We start from the raw sequence: 15651 nt of genomic DNA, 5'->3' as shown, positions 1-15651 counted from the left end.
GCCGGCAACCACCAAATCGCTGCTACTGCTGGTACCGCTTCTCGTAGAAGTTCCGGATCTTGTCGATCTGGTCCTTGGACAGACCATCGCGGTGCCACTCATGACCCGGCTGACTGTAAACATGCTTGTTAAGAAGCTTCTTGGCCAGCTTCTTTCCGGCAACTCTTTCCAGTTCCGGGACAAACTTCTCGTAAAAGTGCTTTGCGACATCGTAGAGGCCATGCCACCAGGTGTAGTCCGGCCCCTGCATGGCCGCTCCGTGGCGGGCCCGGCGGCCCTCGTGGTGCCAGATCTCCCACCAGATCCACTCGATGTGATCGTCGAAGGAGACCTTGGAGATCTTCTTCATGGCGATCAGCTCCTCGATGATCGCCTTGCAGGGCTTGGCGAACTTGTCGTTGTAGAGCTCGACCACGTCGTCGAACTGCTTGTAGGCCCCCTCGACGAAGCCGTCCTGGTGGCACTGCTGGCAGACGTCCTGCATCTTCCCGCGCCGCTGCTCCCAGGTGAGGGTCCCCTTCACCTTCCGCTTCTGGCCGTCCTTGGCCACCATCTCGCTGCCGACGGCCGGCATCTCCGGCTTGTCGCCGTTGAGGTCGTTCTTCATGTTGTCGTCGAAGATGACCATGTTGAGCTTGGTCGAGATCGGCGGCCGCAGGGTCCAGGAGATCCGCTCGCCCACGTCGTGGGTCACCGGCTGGTCCCCTGCTGCGCTCATGTGACAAGAGGCGCAGGTCGGGCCGGTGCTGTACTCGATGCCGGCCCGCCAGGTGTCGGACTCCATGCCGAGCTTCTCGCGGTTGGCGTGGTAGAGGATGCCGTGCTTCGACTCGTTCCAGACCTCGATCTGGGGGTGGTCGGGGCCGAGGTGGCACTTGCCGCAGGCCTCGGGCTGGCGGGCCTGGGCCTTCGAGAACTCGTGGCGGGTGTGGCAGGCGCTGCAGGAGCCCTTCGAGCCGTCGGGGTTGATCCGACCCATGCCGGTGTTCGGCCAGGTCTCGGGGGTGGGCTGCCCGTTCTCGCCGATCTTCACCTCCGAGCCGTGGCACTGGCGGCAGCCGGCGTTGACGGCGGCGGGGCCACCGACGACCTCACCGAGGAGGTTGTCGAGGGAGCCGAGGATCTCGCCCGCCCGGGCGTGGTGGGACCCCTTCTGCTCCTCGAACTCCTTCTCGTGGCAGTTCGCGCAGTCCTTGGGCGACACGATGATCGCGATGGTCTTGCCGTGGTGCTCGAAGGCGTCGACGTCCTTGGCGTCCGCCTGGTGACACTCGAGGCAGCCCACGTCCTGGGAGGCATGCTTCGAGGCGCGCCACTGGGCGACGAGGCCCGGGTTCTCCTTGTTGTGACAGTCGAGGCAGGTGTCCTCGGCCTGCGCCGCCGCCGGCACCAGCAGCCCGAACAGGATTGCCAGCACCGCTCCGATTCCGATCTTCACGTTCATCTCTCCACCTTTCGGCCTTCCTCCGGCCCATCGGGTTGTCGTCATCGATTCGTTCGTCCCGGCAAGGCCCCCAAGCCTCTTCGAAATCTTCAGCCCCTTCGCAGGACGACCACGTGGCGGTGGCCGTCGCAGTCGACCTGCAGGTCCCCGGGCCCGATGGGATCGCCGGTCAGCGCGCAGCGGTGCGGCGCCTCGGCGCGGGGATCCGGGTCTTCCTGGAAGTGCTCGCAGGAGGGGCAGACCCGGGCCTCCGGGATCAGCCCGGACGCCTCCAGGCCCTGGATGGTCGTGACCAGCGAGCGCAGCATCGCGATCCGCTCCGCGTCCTCCAGGCCGTCGAGGACCTGGCCCGCGGAGTCGTCCCAGTGAGCCAGGCGGGCGTGCACCTCGCGACCCCGCTCGGTCAGGCGCACCAGACGAGCCCGGCCGTCGGTCGGATCCTCGACCTGCTGGACCAGGGCCCGGCCGACCAGGGCGGCCACGGTCTCGGCGCCGCTCGCGCGGCTGACGCCCAGCTCCCGGGAGAGCTCGACCCCGCGCAGACCCACGACCCCGTGCCGGGCCAGGATCCGAAGGACCCGGGCCTGGGTGCCGGTCACGCCCTCGGCCTGGGCGCTCTGGCGCCGCAGGGTCCGCAGGACCGAGCCCACCCGCTCCAGGCCGGTCAACAGTCGATGCTCGAGATCGTCGCGCGCCATAGTCAGGACTCCTGACAGCTATCTAGTCTTTGTCAGGTCTCCTGACAACCCCCTCACGCAACATTCTGGTTCATCCAGGGGCAGGGTCCGGTGGCCCCTGGAGTTGCCCCCCACCCTGGCGTAGAGAACGGGCATGAGCCGCACGATCCGAGCGCCGAGAGGGCCGGAGCGGACCTGCAAGGGCTGGGTGCAGGAAGCCGCGCTCCGGATGATCCACCACAACCTCGAGCCCGACGTGGCCGAGCGCCCCGAGGACCTGGTCGTCTACGGGGGCACCGGCAAGGCGGCGCGCTCCTGGGAGGCCTTCGACGCGATCGTGGCCGCCCTGCGCGAGCTGGAGGACGACGAGACCCTGCTGGTGCAGTCGGGCAAGCCGGTCGGCGTGATGAAGAGCCACCCCGATGCGCCCCGCGTGCTCATCGCCAACTCCAACCTCGTGGGCAAGTGGGCCACCTGGGAGCACTTCCGGGAGCTCGAACAGCGCGGCCTGATGATGTACGGGCAGATGACCGCCGGCTCGTGGATCTACATCGGCACCCAGGGGATCCTGCAGGGCACCTACGAGACCTTCGCCGCCGCGGGCCGGCAGCACTTCGGCAGCGACGACCTCGCCGGCCGGCTGGTGCTCTCGGCGGGCCTCGGCGGCATGGGCGGCGCCCAGCCGCTGGCCGCGACGATGAACGGTGCGGTCTTCCTCGGGGTCGAGGTCGATCCCCACCGCATCGAGCGCCGCCTGGAGACCGGCTACCTCGACGCCCGCGCCGACGACCTCGACGAGGCCCTGCGGCTCTGCGAAGAGGCCCTGGCCGAGAAGCGCGCCCTCTCGGTGGGCCTGCTGGGCAACGCCGCCGAGCTGCTGCCGGAGATGGTGCGGCGGGGCCTGAAGCCCGACCTGGTCACCGATCAGACGAGCGCCCACGACGAGCTGCACGGCTACGTCCCCGCCGGGCTCTCCCTCGCGGCGGCGGCAGAGCTGCGTGCGGAGGATCCGGAGGAGTACATCCGCCGCAGCATCGAGAGCATGGCCGCCCACGTCCAGGCGATGCTCGACTTCCAGGCGGCCGGCAGCCACGTCTTCGACTACGGCAACAACATCCGGGCCCAGGCGGTGAAGGGGGGCGTGGAGAACGCCTTCGACTTCCCGGGCTTCGTGCCGGCCTACATCCGCCCCCTCTTCTGCGAGGGACAGGGCCCCTTCCGCTGGGTCGCCCTCTCCGGAGATCCCGAGGACATCTACAAGACCGACGAGGCGCTCAAGGCCCTCTTCCCCGACAAGCCCCACCTCCACCGCTGGCTCGAGCTGGCGCGGGAGAAGGTGCACTTCCAGGGCCTGCCCTCGCGCATCTGCTGGCTGGGCTACGGCGAGCGGGAGAAGGCGGGGCTGCTCTTCAACGAGATGGTCGCGAAGGGTGAGGTCTCGGCGCCGATCGTCATCGGCCGCGACCACCTCGACTGCGGCTCGGTCGCCTCGCCCAACCGCGAGACGGAAGGGATGAAGGACGGCACCGACGCGGTGGCCGACTGGCCGATCCTCAACGCCCTGATCAACGCGGTGAACGGCGCGTCGTGGGTGAGCTTCCACCATGGCGGCGGCGTGGGCATCGGCTACTCGCTCCACGCCGGGCAGGTGATCGTCGCGGACGGCACCGAGGCCGCGGCCCGCCGCCTCGAGCGGGTGCTCCAGTCGGATCCGGGCATGGGCGTCATCCGCCACGCTGACGCCGGCTACGAGGAGGCCATCACGGTGGCGCGGGAGCGCGGGGTGAGGATCCCGGGCCTGGACCCCGCCTGATGGAGCCCTAGGGTGGAGGCATGAGCGAAGAGCACGGGCCGGGACTCCTGGTCGAGAACATCGGCCAGCTGGTGACCTGCGCCGGCGACCGCGCCGGCGGCGCCGAGGCCGCCCTGGGCCTGCAAGAGGACGCCGTCGTGCACTGCAGCGGGGGGAAGGTGGACTACGCCGGCCCCCGCGCCGGCCTGCCCCGGGACGTCCGCTCCCACGAGGTCTACCGCCTCGACGCGGGCGGAGGGCTGGTGACCCCGGGCTTCGTCGATCCCCACACCCACCTCGCCTTCGCCGGGGACCGGGCCGCCGAGTTCGCCGAGCGCTGCGCCGGGGTGCCCTACCTCGAGATCCTCAAGCGCGGGGGCGGCATCCTCTCCACCGTCGACGCCACCCGCCGGGCCGAGGAGGAGCTCCTCGCCGAGCTGGCCGAGCACCGCCTCCGGCGCCTCCTCGAGCAAGGGGTGACCTGCGTCGAGGTGAAGAGCGGCTACGGGCTCTCCACCGGGGAGGAGCTCAAGCTCCTGCGGGCCATCGAGGCCGCGAGCCGCCGCCTGCCCGGGAAGGTGGTCAGCACCCTCCTGGGCGCGCACGCCCTCCCGCGCGAGTTCGAGGGGAGGCGCGAGGCCTACGTCGATCTGGTCTGCGAGGAGATGATCCCGGCGGCCGCCGAGGAGCGGCTCGCCGCCCACGTCGACGCCTTCGTCGAGGAGGGCGCCTTCACCGCGGCCGACGCCCGCCGCATCGCGAAGGCCGCCGCCGACCGGGGGCTCGGGCTGCGCCTCCACGTCGATCAGCTCACCGCCGGCGGCGGCGCGGAGCTGGCCGCGGATCTCGGCGCCCTCTCCGCCGACCACCTGGAGCAGATCTCGCCAGCCGGCGTGAAGGCCCTGGCTTCTTCCGGCTGCGCCGCCGGGCTGCTGCCCACCGCTACCCTCTACGCCCGCCTCACGACCTGGGCGCCGGGCCGCGCGCTCTGCGACGAGGGGGCCGTCCTCGCCCTGGGGACGAACCTGAACCCGGGCACGGCGATGAGCGACAACCACGCCCTGGCGCTGGGGCTGGCCTGCCTCTGGAACGGGCTGACGCCGGCCGAGGCGCTGCTGGCCGCCACCGACGGCGCCGCCCGCAGCCTGGGGCTCGGGGGCGAGGTCGGCCGCCTCGTCCCCGGCGCGCGGGCCGATCTCGTCGTGCACCACGCGACCGACTACCGGCAGCTCGCCTATCACCTCGGCGTCTCCCACGTGCAGGCGGTGGTCGCCGGCGGCCACCCCATCGAGACCACCCACACCCCAGGATGACCCGATGGGATCGAAGCCCTCGCTCCTCCTCGCCCTCCTCCTGACCACCGCGGCCTGCGGCCGGGGCGAGCCGCGCACCTTCCACCTGGCCTCCTCGAACGTGCAGGCCACCGGGGACGCCCACCCCTCCGTCGGGATGGTGGCGCGGGATCTCTCGGAGGACGTGGACGCCGTCGCCATCCACCAGGACTTCCTGGGCGTCCCCTGGAACTCCTTCGGGGACGGCGTCGAGCTGCCCGGGGGCTGGGTGCAGGCCATCGACGAGCAGGTGGCCAGCGCCGGCGAGGCCCCGGTCTTCCTCTCCCTGGCCCTGGTGGGGGGCGAGGGGCGCGCCTACCTCGCCGACGCCGCCACGACGGCCGGGCCGGTCTCGGAGTGGTCGGCCCTCTGCTTCGACTTCGTCCGCGACCCCGAGGGGCCGCGCCTGCGCCAGGCCTACATCGACTACACCCTCTGGATGATCGAGCGCTTCCAGCCCCGCTGGCTGGACCTCGGCATGGAGCTGAACCTCTACCGGGAGAGCTGCGACGAGCGCACCTGGGAGTCGCTGGTGCTGGCCGAGGACGCCATCTACCGGGCGGTGAAGGTCCGCCACCCCGACCTGGTGGTCTTCCCCTCCCTGGTCGCCGAGACCCTCCACGGCCTGGACCCCGCCTGCGAGGATCCCGCCGAGGTCTGCTTCGCCGCCGCCGCGGCCGCCCGCGAGGCGAACCTGACCTCCCTCTCGGGCCTGAAGATGGATCGCCTGGCGCTGGTGACCTACCCCTTCGACCACCCGGCGCTGGTGGATCCGGCCGACCTCCCCGCCGACTACCTCAGCGCGATCACCTCGCGGGTCGAGGCGCCCCTGGTCATCGCCGCGACCGGCTGGCCCGCCGAGGAGATCCGCTACGCCCTCGACGCGAACACCGGCCCCTGCGTCTCGCACGCCCGCGGCTCGGCCGAGGCCCAGGCCGCCTACCTCGAGTGGATCGTCGCCGAGGCCGACGCCCACGCCAGCGACCTGCTCACCTGGTGGTCGAACCGTGACCTGCTCCCGGGCGGGCTGGCCGGGGCCTGCTCCACCATCCCCAACGAATACGACTGCGGTGGCGAGCCCGGCTGGTGCGCGCTGGTCGCCGCCTCCCGCAACGTGGTGGACGGCTGGCCGGGGGAGCTCGCCCTCAAGACCCGCGCCAACCTCGGGCTGCGCGACCACGCGGGGGAGCCCCGCGAGCCCCTGGCGAAGGCCTGGCGTCAGCTGCAGCGGCGGCGCCTGCGCGCGGACTAGCCCGGGCCTCGCTGCGCCGGGCGCAGGGTCAGCAGGAGGATCTCGCCCTGCGGCCAGAGCCGCATCCGCGGCCCCCAGGTGCCCAGGCCCCGGCTGATGATCAGCTCCAGGCCGCCGACCCGGTGCCGGCCGACCAGGTGCGCGTAGCGCGTGGCGACCAGATAGGAGAAGGGCCAGATCTGCCCCCCGTGGGTGTGCCCCGAGAGCATCAGGTCGACCCCCGCCTCGGCCGCCCGCTCCACCTCCCAGGGCGCGTGGGAGAGCAGGATCGTCGGACCGCCCGGGAGGGCGGCGAGGGTCTCTCCCAGGGGATCCGAGTCGTCGTGCCCCCGCGCCCGGTGGGTGGTGCTCGTCACGCCGGCCACCACCAGGCCGCCCTCGAGCACCACGCTCCGATCGGCGAGGAAGCGGAAGCCGGCCCCCTCCAGGAGCGCGTGGAAGCCCTCCCCCCCGTGGCGCTGCCGCGAGTCGTGGTTGCCCTCGACGAAGAGCTTCCCCAGCGGCGCCCGGAGCCCGGCGAGCTGCCGGGCCACCCCGGGTGGCGCCCCGTGCCCCTCGAAGATGTCGCCGAGCAGGAGGATCAGATCCGGCTCGAGGGCCTGCACCGTGGCGACGCGGGGCGCGAGCCAGCCGGCGCCGAGCTGCGAGCCGAGGTGCGCGTCCGAGACGGCGACGACGCGCAGGCCGTCCAGCTCCGGCGCCAGCCCCTCGAGCGCCACCTCGTGCTCGACCACGGCCGGCGCGCGCAGCCCCTGGACCATCGCGACCACCGCCAGCAGCGCGCCCGCGCCCAGGGCCGCCGCGCGCACGGCGGGGGCTCGCCGGCGCAGGAGCCAGCCGAAGCCGGTGAGCAGCTCGGCCACCAGCAGCGCCGCCCAGAGCAGGAAGACCGTGCCCAGGAGGTTCATCCCCAGGAGCTCGAGGGTCGCGGCCAGGGCGCCCTCCCCGTCGTGACCGACGAAGCGCCCCAGGACGAAGATCAGGGTCAGCCCGCCCCCGGCGATCCAGAAGTGGCGTCGGCGCAGGCGGGCGAGCCACGGCAGCGAGGCAGCGCGCCAGAGGACGTGGCCGAGCAGGAGGAGGAAGGCGACGGTGAGGAGGGTCCCGAACACGGGACCAGCTCTAGTCGGCCTCGCCTCCCTTGCCCAGATCGAAGCCGAAGGTCGCCTGCACCGCCAGGCCGAAGCCGGGCTCGTGCCAGAGCGAGAGGTCGGGGGCGACGGTCAGCCCCGCGCGCATGCGCCGGTCGATCCGCACGGCCGCCCCCAGCTCCAGGTAGAGGGAGGTTCGGGCGACCGGCGGCGCGTCCCCGACGAAGAAGTGCTGCCGCTCGAGGCCGAGGCCGAGCACCGGCGAGACCCGCCATGCCCTCCCCCACCGCCAGCGCCAGCCGAGGTCGAGAGGCAGGAAGAAGTACTCGGGCCCCGGCAGGAGGCCGAGGGCCACCCGCAGCTGCCCCGCCCCGTCCGGGGCGAAGGGCCGCCAGAGCAGCTCCGGTCGCAGGCCGTAGGCCAGGCCGACCAGATCGACCTCCAGGGCCCCGCCGACCGTGAAGCGCGAGGCTTCGGCGAGCGCCGGGCGCTCGGCGCGCGCCTCGCCCGCGAGGCCCACCGCGGCAGCCGCGAGGATCAGGGCCAGGGACAGCGCCCTAGTAGTTGTAGGTCGACCAGTCATCGAAGACCTTCCCCCAGCCGCCGCCGGAGAAGTCCTCCTCCACGCCCATGCCGAAGACGAACTCCCCGGGGATGCCGTCGGGGGACCAGATCCAGATCTCGAAGTCGCCGGCCTCGAGGGCCAGGGCCATGGGCCCGGTGGACCAGAACATCCGGCGCATGAAGCTCTCGAAGATCACCAGCCGCTCGCCATCGTCGTCGAGCTCGAGGAAGACACCGGCGCCGGCCGGCGGAGCCCGCGGGAGCAAGGCGAGCTCGCCCGCGGTGGGCGCCGGCAGGCCGGGCCCCACCACCGCGTAGGCCGGACGGAAGTCTCCGAGCGAGCGCCGGTGGGGGATCAGCAGCTCCATCGGCAGGGCGAAGCCCTCCTCGTAGGTCAGTCGCAGGGTGTAGACCTCGCTCCCCTCCGGCATATCGCCGTAGAGGGCCCAGCTGATCTCCGGCCGCTCGAGCTCGTACTCGGTCTGGAGGATCGCCGGGAGGTGCGCCAGCGCGGCGCCGACCATCCCGAGGGCCACCCCCAGGGCCAGCAATCGACCGAGGGACCTCATGGGGTGCAGGCCTCCGGCAGCGGGGTGTAGCGCTCGCGCAGGAAGGCGAGGCCCCGGGTGCAGGCCCGGTCGCAGAGGGTCTGACCCGGCCGGCTGCCCCAGCAGGCGCCGCCCTCGCGGAAGCGCTCGAGATCGGTGGTGCGGCCACCCTGCTCGTCCCGGGCCTCGACGCAGATCACGAACGCGGCGCAGGCCGCGGTCTGCTCCTCCTGCCCGCAGCCGGAGACGAGCACCGCGAGCAGGATCAGCCCACCGAGCGAGGGCCCGGCGCCGCCTCGCCCCTTCCGCCGGGTTCGCGCCCGCCTCGAACCCGCTGTGACTTCCCCCATGCCCGTCACCCTAGTTCCCGACCCGGGGGCTCGCCACCCACGGGCCGGTCCTCCGACCGACCGCGCGGCTCAGGGCTCGGCGCGGCGCCGCTCGGCGAGCGCGAGCCCCAGCAGGAGGAGCGCGAGGGCTGCCCCACCCCTGCTCTCCCCTGGACCATCGCAGCCGCAGCCCTTCTTCACCTCGCCGGTCTCGGGATCGCAGCGCTCGAGCTCCGCGTGGGTGATGGCGCCGGCCTCCTCGTCGCAGGCGTCGAGGGTGCAGAGGTCCCCGTCGTCGAGCGCGGGCGGCTCGCCCAGCCCGCAGCCGCCAGAAGGATCGCAGAGCTCGGCCCCGTTGCAGAAGACGTCGTCGCTGCAGGCCGAATGATCCGGCTCGTTCACCACCGCGTCGAGCTCCTCGTCGCAGCGGTCGATCGTGCAGTCCACGCCGTCGTCCACCTCGGGCGCGGCGCCCGGCTCACAGCCGAAGACGGCGTGGCAGTTCTCCTGGCCGTTGCAGAAGAGGCCGTCGTCACAGAGGCCGTCGTCCACCCGGTGCTCGATCGCGTCGGTCTCCTCGTTGCAGACGTCGACCGTGCAGTCCACGCCGTCGTCCTCGATGTTCGAGGGGCCGGGCTGACAGCCCAGGGAGGGGTCGCAGACCTCGGCGCCGTTGCAGAAGACACCGTCGCTGCAGAGATCGTGGTTCGGCAGGTTCACGATCTCGTCGGTGCGCTCCACGCAGTAGTCGTCGGTGCAGGGGATGCCATCGTCGGGATCGATGGGCCCCGGCGAGGGCAGGCAGCCGATGACCGCGTCGCAGCTCTCGGGCCCGTTGCAGAAGCGGCCGTCGGAGCAGATGCCGTCGTCCGGCGTGTGGGTGATGACCTGGGTCGCCTCGTCGCAGGCGTCCACGGTGCACCCCACCCCGTCGTCGAGGCCCGGCAGCGCGCTGGTGCGGCAGGCGCCCAGGGCGTTGCAGGTCTCGACGCCGGTGCAGAAGAGGCCGTCGTCGCAGTCGGCGTCGGTCGCACACATCGGCGGGAAGGAGACACCGTCGATGGCGAAACCCCACGCCTCGACCCGCGGATCCGCGAAGAAGCGCGCCACGATGGTGTCGCCGTCGACCGCCGCGCTGTAGCCCCCGCCCTGTCCGAAGGGGGTCCCGGAGAGGAGCTGGACCTCGTTGTACATGCCGTCGCTGATGCGGACGAAGTCGTAGTCCAGCTCGGTCTCGAAGCGGCTGAAGTGGAAGCGGATCCGGGTGGCGCCGGGCTGGGTGAAGACGCACTCGACGTAGTGGCCGGCCTCGTAGACCTGCTGGCCGCTCACGTCGACCCGCTGGTTCTCGCAGCTGTAGGAGGCCTGCGCGCTCATGTCGGTGTCGACCGCCGGGGCGGCGCTCCGCGGGATGCCCCGGTCGAACATCGCCTGGTGGATGGCGGCGGCGTTCGTCCCGCCGTTCAGGGCCCGATCCGCGGCGAGGAGCGCGTCCGCCGCATCGACGTAGTCGGGGCCCGAGCCGAGGTAGGCGTGCGAGGCCACCACGATGGGGTCGGCCACCGCCTGCCCCAGGGCGAGGCGCAGGGGCCAGATCGCGCCGCTCCAGATCCGCCCGTCGTCGTGGACCTCCCAGAGCTGGTCTTCCGGGAAGCGCAGGGTGCCGTCCACCCGGCGCAGGCAGCCCGAGCCGACCGAGCCGTCGTAGGGGTTCCAGCCGGTCGTGACCCAGGCGCCGCCGCAGGCCGGCCCGAGGACCGTCGCGTAGGCGTCGTCGGTGATCCCGGCCGCCCAGTAGTCGCCGAAGCCCTCGCCGAGCGCGCCGGCCTCGTAGCTGCGCCCCCACCCCGGCACCATGTCGTCCTGAATGGCGTGGCCGTACTCGTGGTAGATGACATCGGCGTCCTGGGCATAGTCGACGCCGCTCTCCCCGAAGTGCATCTCGCGGCTCTGCGGGTCGTAGTAGGCGTTGTTCCCGACCTGGTCGTCGTGGGCGTCGATCCCGAGGGAGTAGTCCATCACCGCGGGGAAGCCGAGCGCCTCGAGCTGCCGCCGGGCCCGGTCGGCGTGGAAGTAGGCGTTGACCTCGTCCACCGCGCGCTGATTCACGCTGCGCAGGGCGTCGTAGGGCGGCGAGACGCGGGCGCTCGGCCCGCCCGTCGGGACCGTGTTCGCCCAGGTGCCGTCGAGGCGGGTGCTGCTGGTGAGGTTCGAGAGCTGGCAGTCCGAGAGGGCGGCGTCGACGTCGTCGGCGTTGCGAACGCTCGGATCGTCGAGGGCCTCGGGCGGCGAGCGGAAGAAGAGCCGGCCGCAGCCGGCTTCCACCGTGGCGTCACAGGGGACGCAGGGGGGACCGGCGTGGACCAGGCGGTCCTGCTCCCGGACGATCTCGCCGCTCTCCACCGCGACCCAGCGGAAGGCCGAGAGCGGCGCCGCGCCGGGCTCGTGGTGCAGCCCGACCCGGTAGGCCTCGTGCCAGCCCGGGTGCTCCCGGTCGCCCCGGACCCAGACCTGCTCGTCGATCCACGCCCGGTGGAGGGAGAGGATGCCGGCGCTGGCCCGCGCGAGGGCCGCGGCGCCGCTGAGCGGCGACCGCGCGCGGACCGGGAGCGCCGCGGGGTGCGCATGCCGGAGGAAGGTGACGGCGCCGGTGAGGTCCTGGCCGACGATCAGCTCGCCCCCCTCGACGGCCAGCCCCTGCTCCAGGCGGCGCAGGCGGTGGACCACGCCCTGCCCCTCGCGGCCCACCCGGGTGGTGCGCACGAACTCGAAGTCGAGCTCCGGGCGGGCGCCGAGGGCCGGCCCGTGCCGCTCGAGCAGCGCGCCGGCGAGCGCGAGCGGCTCGCGGGGGCTCCCCGCGAGTGGGAGGCGCCCCCGGAAGCGCAGCACCCGCTCCTCGCCCTGGCCGAGGCTGACGGCCGCCAGGGGATCCGCGCGCCGGAGGGAGAGTTGGGCCGGGCCCTCCTCCCCGCCTCCGGGGGCGAGGGTGCAGGCCAGGGGGAGGCCGAGGAGGAGCAGCGCGAGGAGGGTGGGCTTCTTCGTGGAACGCATCGGGGCTCCCCTTGCAGGGCAGGAGATCGCGAGGACCGGAAGGGGGCGCTCCCCGCCTCGTCCCGGACCTCGCGGCAGGGGCCTGATGTACCACCCGGAGCCCCTCCTGAGGGCTCCCGGGGGCCTTACAGCTTCGGGCTTTGGCGCGACCCCGGGGGGCAAGGTTATGGTGTCCGTCGCATGTGTCGCGTCTTTGGCTTCCGCTCGGCCTTCCCGAGCGCCATGCACAACTCACTGGTGAGGGCCCGCAACGCCCTCACGGTGCAGTCACGCCAGCACCCGGATGGCTGGGGCATCGCCTTCTTCGACGGGTCCGACAGCCACCTCCTGCGGGGCACCGGCGCCGCCTTCGTGGACGGCGACTTCCGCAGCGCGGCGGGCCTGGTCAGCAGCCGCACCGTCCTCGCCCACGTGCGCAAGGCCTCCGCCGGCGCGGTCGAGGAGCGCAACTGCCACCCCTTCCTGCGGGGCCCCTGGGCCTTCGCCCACAACGGGGACATCGCCCGCTGGCCGGAGCTGAAGGCCGAGGTCGAGGCCCGGGTCGCCCCGCCCCACCGGCGCTTCGAGGGCGACACCGACAGCGAGCGGGTCTTCGCGCTCTTCCTCTCCCTGCTGGACGCGCGGACGGACGGCGCCTCGGCGACCGCCCCCTTCGACGCGGTGCGGGCCTGCCTCCTGGAGACGGTCGAGCGGCTGCGAGCGCTGGTGGACCCCGGCGCCCCCAAGGCCAGCGTCCTGACCCTGGTGGTGGCCCGGGACGACCTCCTGGCCGCCGTCCACGCGGGAAATACCCTCTGGTACAGCACCTACAAGGGGCGCTGCCCCGAGCGCGACGGCTGCTCGATGCTCGACCCCTCCTGCGAGGGGGAGGTGGATGACGGCACCCCGGTGCGGCACCTCCTGATCGCGAGCGAGCCCCTCTCGACCGAGAACGTCTGGCTCCCGGTCCCCGATGACCAGGTCGTCGGCGTGGACGCCGGGATGATCTTGCACGCTCCGGGGGCTGCAGGCGGCCTCCAGGCCCGATCCGCCGCCGGAGCAAGAATCTAGGCGGAGACCCATTTCCGCTATCGCCCACCCCCCGAAAGTTGATAGGAATGCCTCGTCTCTCTAGCTCGCGCACCCTTCCGGTGTCGATCGAAGCGGGGAACGGACACTGAAAGGAAAGTTAGCAATGGGCAAGAGGCTCTACGTTGGGAACCTGTCGTACAACACCACCGAGGAGGGTCTGCGTGACGCCTTCGGAGCGGATGGCCGCAATGTGGTCGAGGCGTCGATCGTGATGGACCGGGATACTGGCCGCTCTCGCGGCTTCGGCTTCGTGGAGATGGGTTCCGACGAGGACGCTCAGGCTGCCATCGATGCTCTCGACGGCGCCGACCTCGACGGTCGCAACCTGAAGGTCAACGAGGCGCGTGAGCGCGCTCGTGGCGGCGGCGGCGGCGGCGGCGGCGGTGGCCGCGGTGGCCGCGGCGGTGGTGGCTACGGCGGCGGCGGTGGTGGCTACGGCGGCGGCGGTGGCCGCGGCGGCCGCGGCGGCTACTAGGCGCTCGCAGCGAAGTTCGAAACGGCCCCGAGCAGCGGGGCTCCCTCGGGAGCCTCGAAGCGGATGTCTCGCAGCTCGGGGCCTTCGTCCTGGATCAGGACGTGGACACCCCCGGGGGGGAGCACCTCCCGGGCTCGGTCGATCCACTCCACCAGGGCAACTCCGTCCCCGGCGACGTCGAGCACCCCTGTGCTCTCCACCTCCTCGGGATCCACCACCCGGTAGAGATCGAGGTGGTAGACCGCGAGACGTCCGGAGTAGGTGTTGACCAGGGCGTAGGTGGGGCTCGTCACGTCGCGGGGATCGACGCCGAGGCCCTCACAGATACCCTGGATGAGCCGGGTCTTGCCCGCGCCCATCGGCCCCTCGAGACCGAGGAAGTCCCCGGGCGCCAGCACCTCGCCCACGGCCCGGCCCAGCGCGAAGGTCTCGTCATCACCGGTGGTGCGCACCGTCTGTCGGCTCCGCTTCATAGCGACCAGGTCGCCCAGAGCTCGGTGAGGGCGAGCGGCAGATCGCCGGCGGAGAGGCCCGTCGCGCCCCGCTGCTCGGCCTTCCGGTCGGCCGCGAGGCCGTGGACGAAGACGCCCGCCCGCGCGGCCTCCGCCGCCGGGAGGCCCCGGCCCAGGAGCGCGGCGATGATCCCGGCCAGGACGTCCCCGCTGCCCCCGGTGGCGAGCCCCGGGTTGCCAGTGGGGTTCACCGCCAGCCGCCCGTCGGGCTCGGCGACGACCGTGGCTGCCCCCTTGAGCACCACCGTCGCGCCGGTCTCGGCGGCCAGGGCTCCGGCGCTGCCGTAGCGATCCGCCTGGACCTTCGCGGTGGTGGAGGGCAGCAGGCGGGCCATCTCCCCGGGGTGAGGCGTGAGCACGACCTCCTGCTCCAGACCGGCGAAGACCGCCCGTTCGTCGCCGATGGCGTTGAGGGCGTCGGCGTCGATCACGGCCGGCACCTGCAGACCGGAGAGCAGGCGCTTCAAGAGGGTGCGGGTCGGCTCGGCCCGGGGGATCCCCGGCCCGATCAGGAGGGCGTCCTTGCCCGCGAGCGCGTCCTGCAGGGCCGGCAGGTCGTCCGGTCCCAGCGGACCCTCGCCCGGCAGGGTCAGGCCCATCACCTCCGGGGCGGCGGCGACGGTGGCGGCGTGCCCCCCCGCCCGGGTGGCGAGGGTGACCAGCCCCGCGCCCGCTCGCAGCGCGCCGAGGCAGGCCAGGGCGGCGGCGCCCGGCTTGTCCGCGCTGCCGGCCACGACCAGCACGTGGCCGAGGCGCCCCTTGTTGGTGTCCCGCGCCGGGCGCGGCAGGGTCGCCCGGACCATCGCCTCGTCGAGGAGGACGCACTCGGGCCCCAGCTGCTCCTCCACCTGGGGCGGGAGGCCGATGTCGACGACCTCCCACTCGCCCGCCAGCTGCACCCCCGGGTACTGCAGCAGCCCCCGCTTGAGGTAGCCGAAGGTGACGGTCGCGTCCGCGCGCACCGCCTCGCCCAGGATCTGACCGGTGTCCGAGTGCAGGCCGCTGGGCAGGTCCACCGCCACCACCTTCACCCCACCCTCGTGCAGCTCGCGCATCACCTGGATCAGGCGCAGCGGCAGCCCCTCCACCGGGCGCGCGAGGCCCGTGCCGAAGAGGGCATCGACGACCACGTCCCCGGGGCCGATGGCGAGGGGTGGGAGGCTCTCGGTGTCGGCGCAGTAGTCGACGGGGATCTCCATCTTCACCGCGACGTCGTGGAAGGTGCGGGCGTCACCGCGCAGCTCCTCCGCCGTCCGGGTGCAGAGCACCTGCACGTCCACGCCCGCCCGGAAGAGGTAGCGGGCGGCGACGAAGCCGTCCCCACCGTTGTTGCCCGAGCCGCAGACGATCAGCGCACCGTCGCCGCCGCTCTCCTCGAGCAGCTCCAGGGCGCGCTCCGCCACCGCCCGGCCCGCGGTCTCCATGAGGGAGACCCCCGGCACCCCGAACTCCTCGATGGCCACCCGGTCGCAGGCCCGCATCTCCTCCGCGGTCAACGCTCTCATCACGCCCTC

The 15651-nt window shown here is 72.7% G+C and carries 14 protein-coding genes; 5 read left to right on the top strand and 9 right to left on the bottom strand.

Annotated features, from left to right (window positions below):
* Positions 1-22 precede the first annotated feature (22 nt).
* Positions 23-1444, bottom strand: a complete 1422-nt coding sequence (locus tag P1V51_04545) for a multiheme c-type cytochrome (protein MDF1562288.1) — start codon at positions 1442-1444, stop codon at positions 23-25.
* A gap of 89 nt (positions 1445-1533) precedes the next feature.
* Positions 1534-2142 carry a MarR family transcriptional regulator gene (locus tag P1V51_04540; protein MDF1562287.1) on the bottom strand — a complete coding sequence of 203 codons (609 nt, stop codon included), beginning with the start codon at positions 2140-2142 and terminating at the stop codon, positions 1534-1536.
* 133 nt (positions 2143-2275) lie between these two features.
* Between P1V51_04540 and hutU the strand changes: the two genes are divergently transcribed.
* The 3 genes from hutU to P1V51_04525 are packed head-to-tail and all read left to right on the top strand — an operon-like array spanning position 2276 to position 6496.
* Positions 2276-3934, top strand: a complete 1659-nt coding sequence (gene hutU, locus P1V51_04535; protein ID MDF1562286.1) for a urocanate hydratase — start codon at positions 2276-2278, stop codon at positions 3932-3934.
* 20 nt (positions 3935-3954) lie between these two features.
* The gene (gene hutI, locus P1V51_04530; GenBank protein MDF1562285.1) at positions 3955-5226 is read left to right on the top strand and encodes an imidazolonepropionase; all 1272 of its coding nucleotides are present in this window, start codon (positions 3955-3957) and stop codon (positions 5224-5226) included.
* Between the two features lie 4 nt (positions 5227-5230).
* Positions 5231-6496, top strand: coding sequence for a hypothetical protein (locus tag P1V51_04525; protein MDF1562284.1), 1266 nt, complete (start codon positions 5231-5233; stop codon positions 6494-6496).
* Here P1V51_04525 and P1V51_04520 read toward each other — a convergent pair.
* The 5 genes from P1V51_04520 to P1V51_04500 form a co-directional block, all read right to left on the bottom strand.
* Positions 6493-7608, bottom strand: coding sequence for a metallophosphoesterase (locus P1V51_04520; protein ID MDF1562283.1), 1116 nt, complete (start codon positions 7606-7608; stop codon positions 6493-6495). The genes P1V51_04525 and P1V51_04520 overlap by 4 nt on opposite strands.
* 10 nt (positions 7609-7618) lie before the next feature.
* A complete protein-coding gene (locus P1V51_04515; protein ID MDF1562282.1) occupies positions 7619-8170 on the bottom strand; it encodes a hypothetical protein in 552 nt (183 codons plus the stop codon).
* The gene (locus tag P1V51_04510) at positions 8145-8720 is read right to left on the bottom strand and encodes a hypothetical protein (GenBank protein ID MDF1562281.1); all 576 of its coding nucleotides are present in this window, start codon (positions 8718-8720) and stop codon (positions 8145-8147) included. The genes P1V51_04515 and P1V51_04510 overlap by 26 nt, the downstream gene beginning before the upstream one ends.
* Complete coding sequence (locus P1V51_04505; GenBank protein ID MDF1562280.1) at positions 8717-9049, bottom strand: hypothetical protein; 333 nt, start codon at positions 9047-9049, stop codon at positions 8717-8719. The genes P1V51_04510 and P1V51_04505 overlap by 4 nt, the downstream gene beginning before the upstream one ends.
* A gap of 69 nt (positions 9050-9118) precedes the next feature.
* A complete protein-coding gene (locus P1V51_04500) occupies positions 9119-12079 on the bottom strand; it encodes a M36 family metallopeptidase (protein ID MDF1562279.1) in 2961 nt (986 codons plus the stop codon).
* A 180-nt stretch (positions 12080-12259) separates the two neighbouring features.
* Here P1V51_04500 and P1V51_04495 point away from each other — a divergent pair, with 180 nt between their 5' ends.
* Both P1V51_04495 and P1V51_04490 read left to right on the top strand, forming a co-directional pair.
* Positions 12260-13129: a class II glutamine amidotransferase gene (locus tag P1V51_04495; protein MDF1562278.1), complete on the top strand. Its 870-nt coding sequence runs from the start codon at positions 12260-12262 to the stop codon at positions 13127-13129.
* 124 nt (positions 13130-13253) lie between these two features.
* The gene (locus P1V51_04490; protein MDF1562277.1) at positions 13254-13625 is read left to right on the top strand and encodes an RNA-binding protein; all 372 of its coding nucleotides are present in this window, start codon (positions 13254-13256) and stop codon (positions 13623-13625) included.
* On the opposite strand, the gene tsaE is transcribed toward P1V51_04490, so the two are convergent.
* Together tsaE and P1V51_04480 are read right to left on the bottom strand one after the other, a co-directional pair.
* Positions 13622-14098, bottom strand: a complete 477-nt coding sequence (gene tsaE / locus P1V51_04485; GenBank protein ID MDF1562276.1) for a tRNA (adenosine(37)-N6)-threonylcarbamoyltransferase complex ATPase subunit type 1 TsaE — start codon at positions 14096-14098, stop codon at positions 13622-13624. The genes P1V51_04490 and tsaE overlap by 4 nt on opposite strands.
* Entirely contained in the window at positions 14095-15642 is a 1548-nt protein-coding gene (locus P1V51_04480; protein MDF1562275.1) for an NAD(P)H-hydrate dehydratase, read from the bottom strand. Before P1V51_04480 ends, tsaE begins: the two co-directional genes overlap by 4 nt.
* Positions 15643-15651: the final 9 nt, after the last annotated feature.

This window comes from Deltaproteobacteria bacterium (genome assembly GCA_029210625.1).
Lineage (GTDB): Bacteria > Myxococcota > Myxococcia > SLRQ01 > SLRQ01 > JARGFU01.
This window is presented reverse-complemented; position numbering and strand designations above follow the sequence as displayed.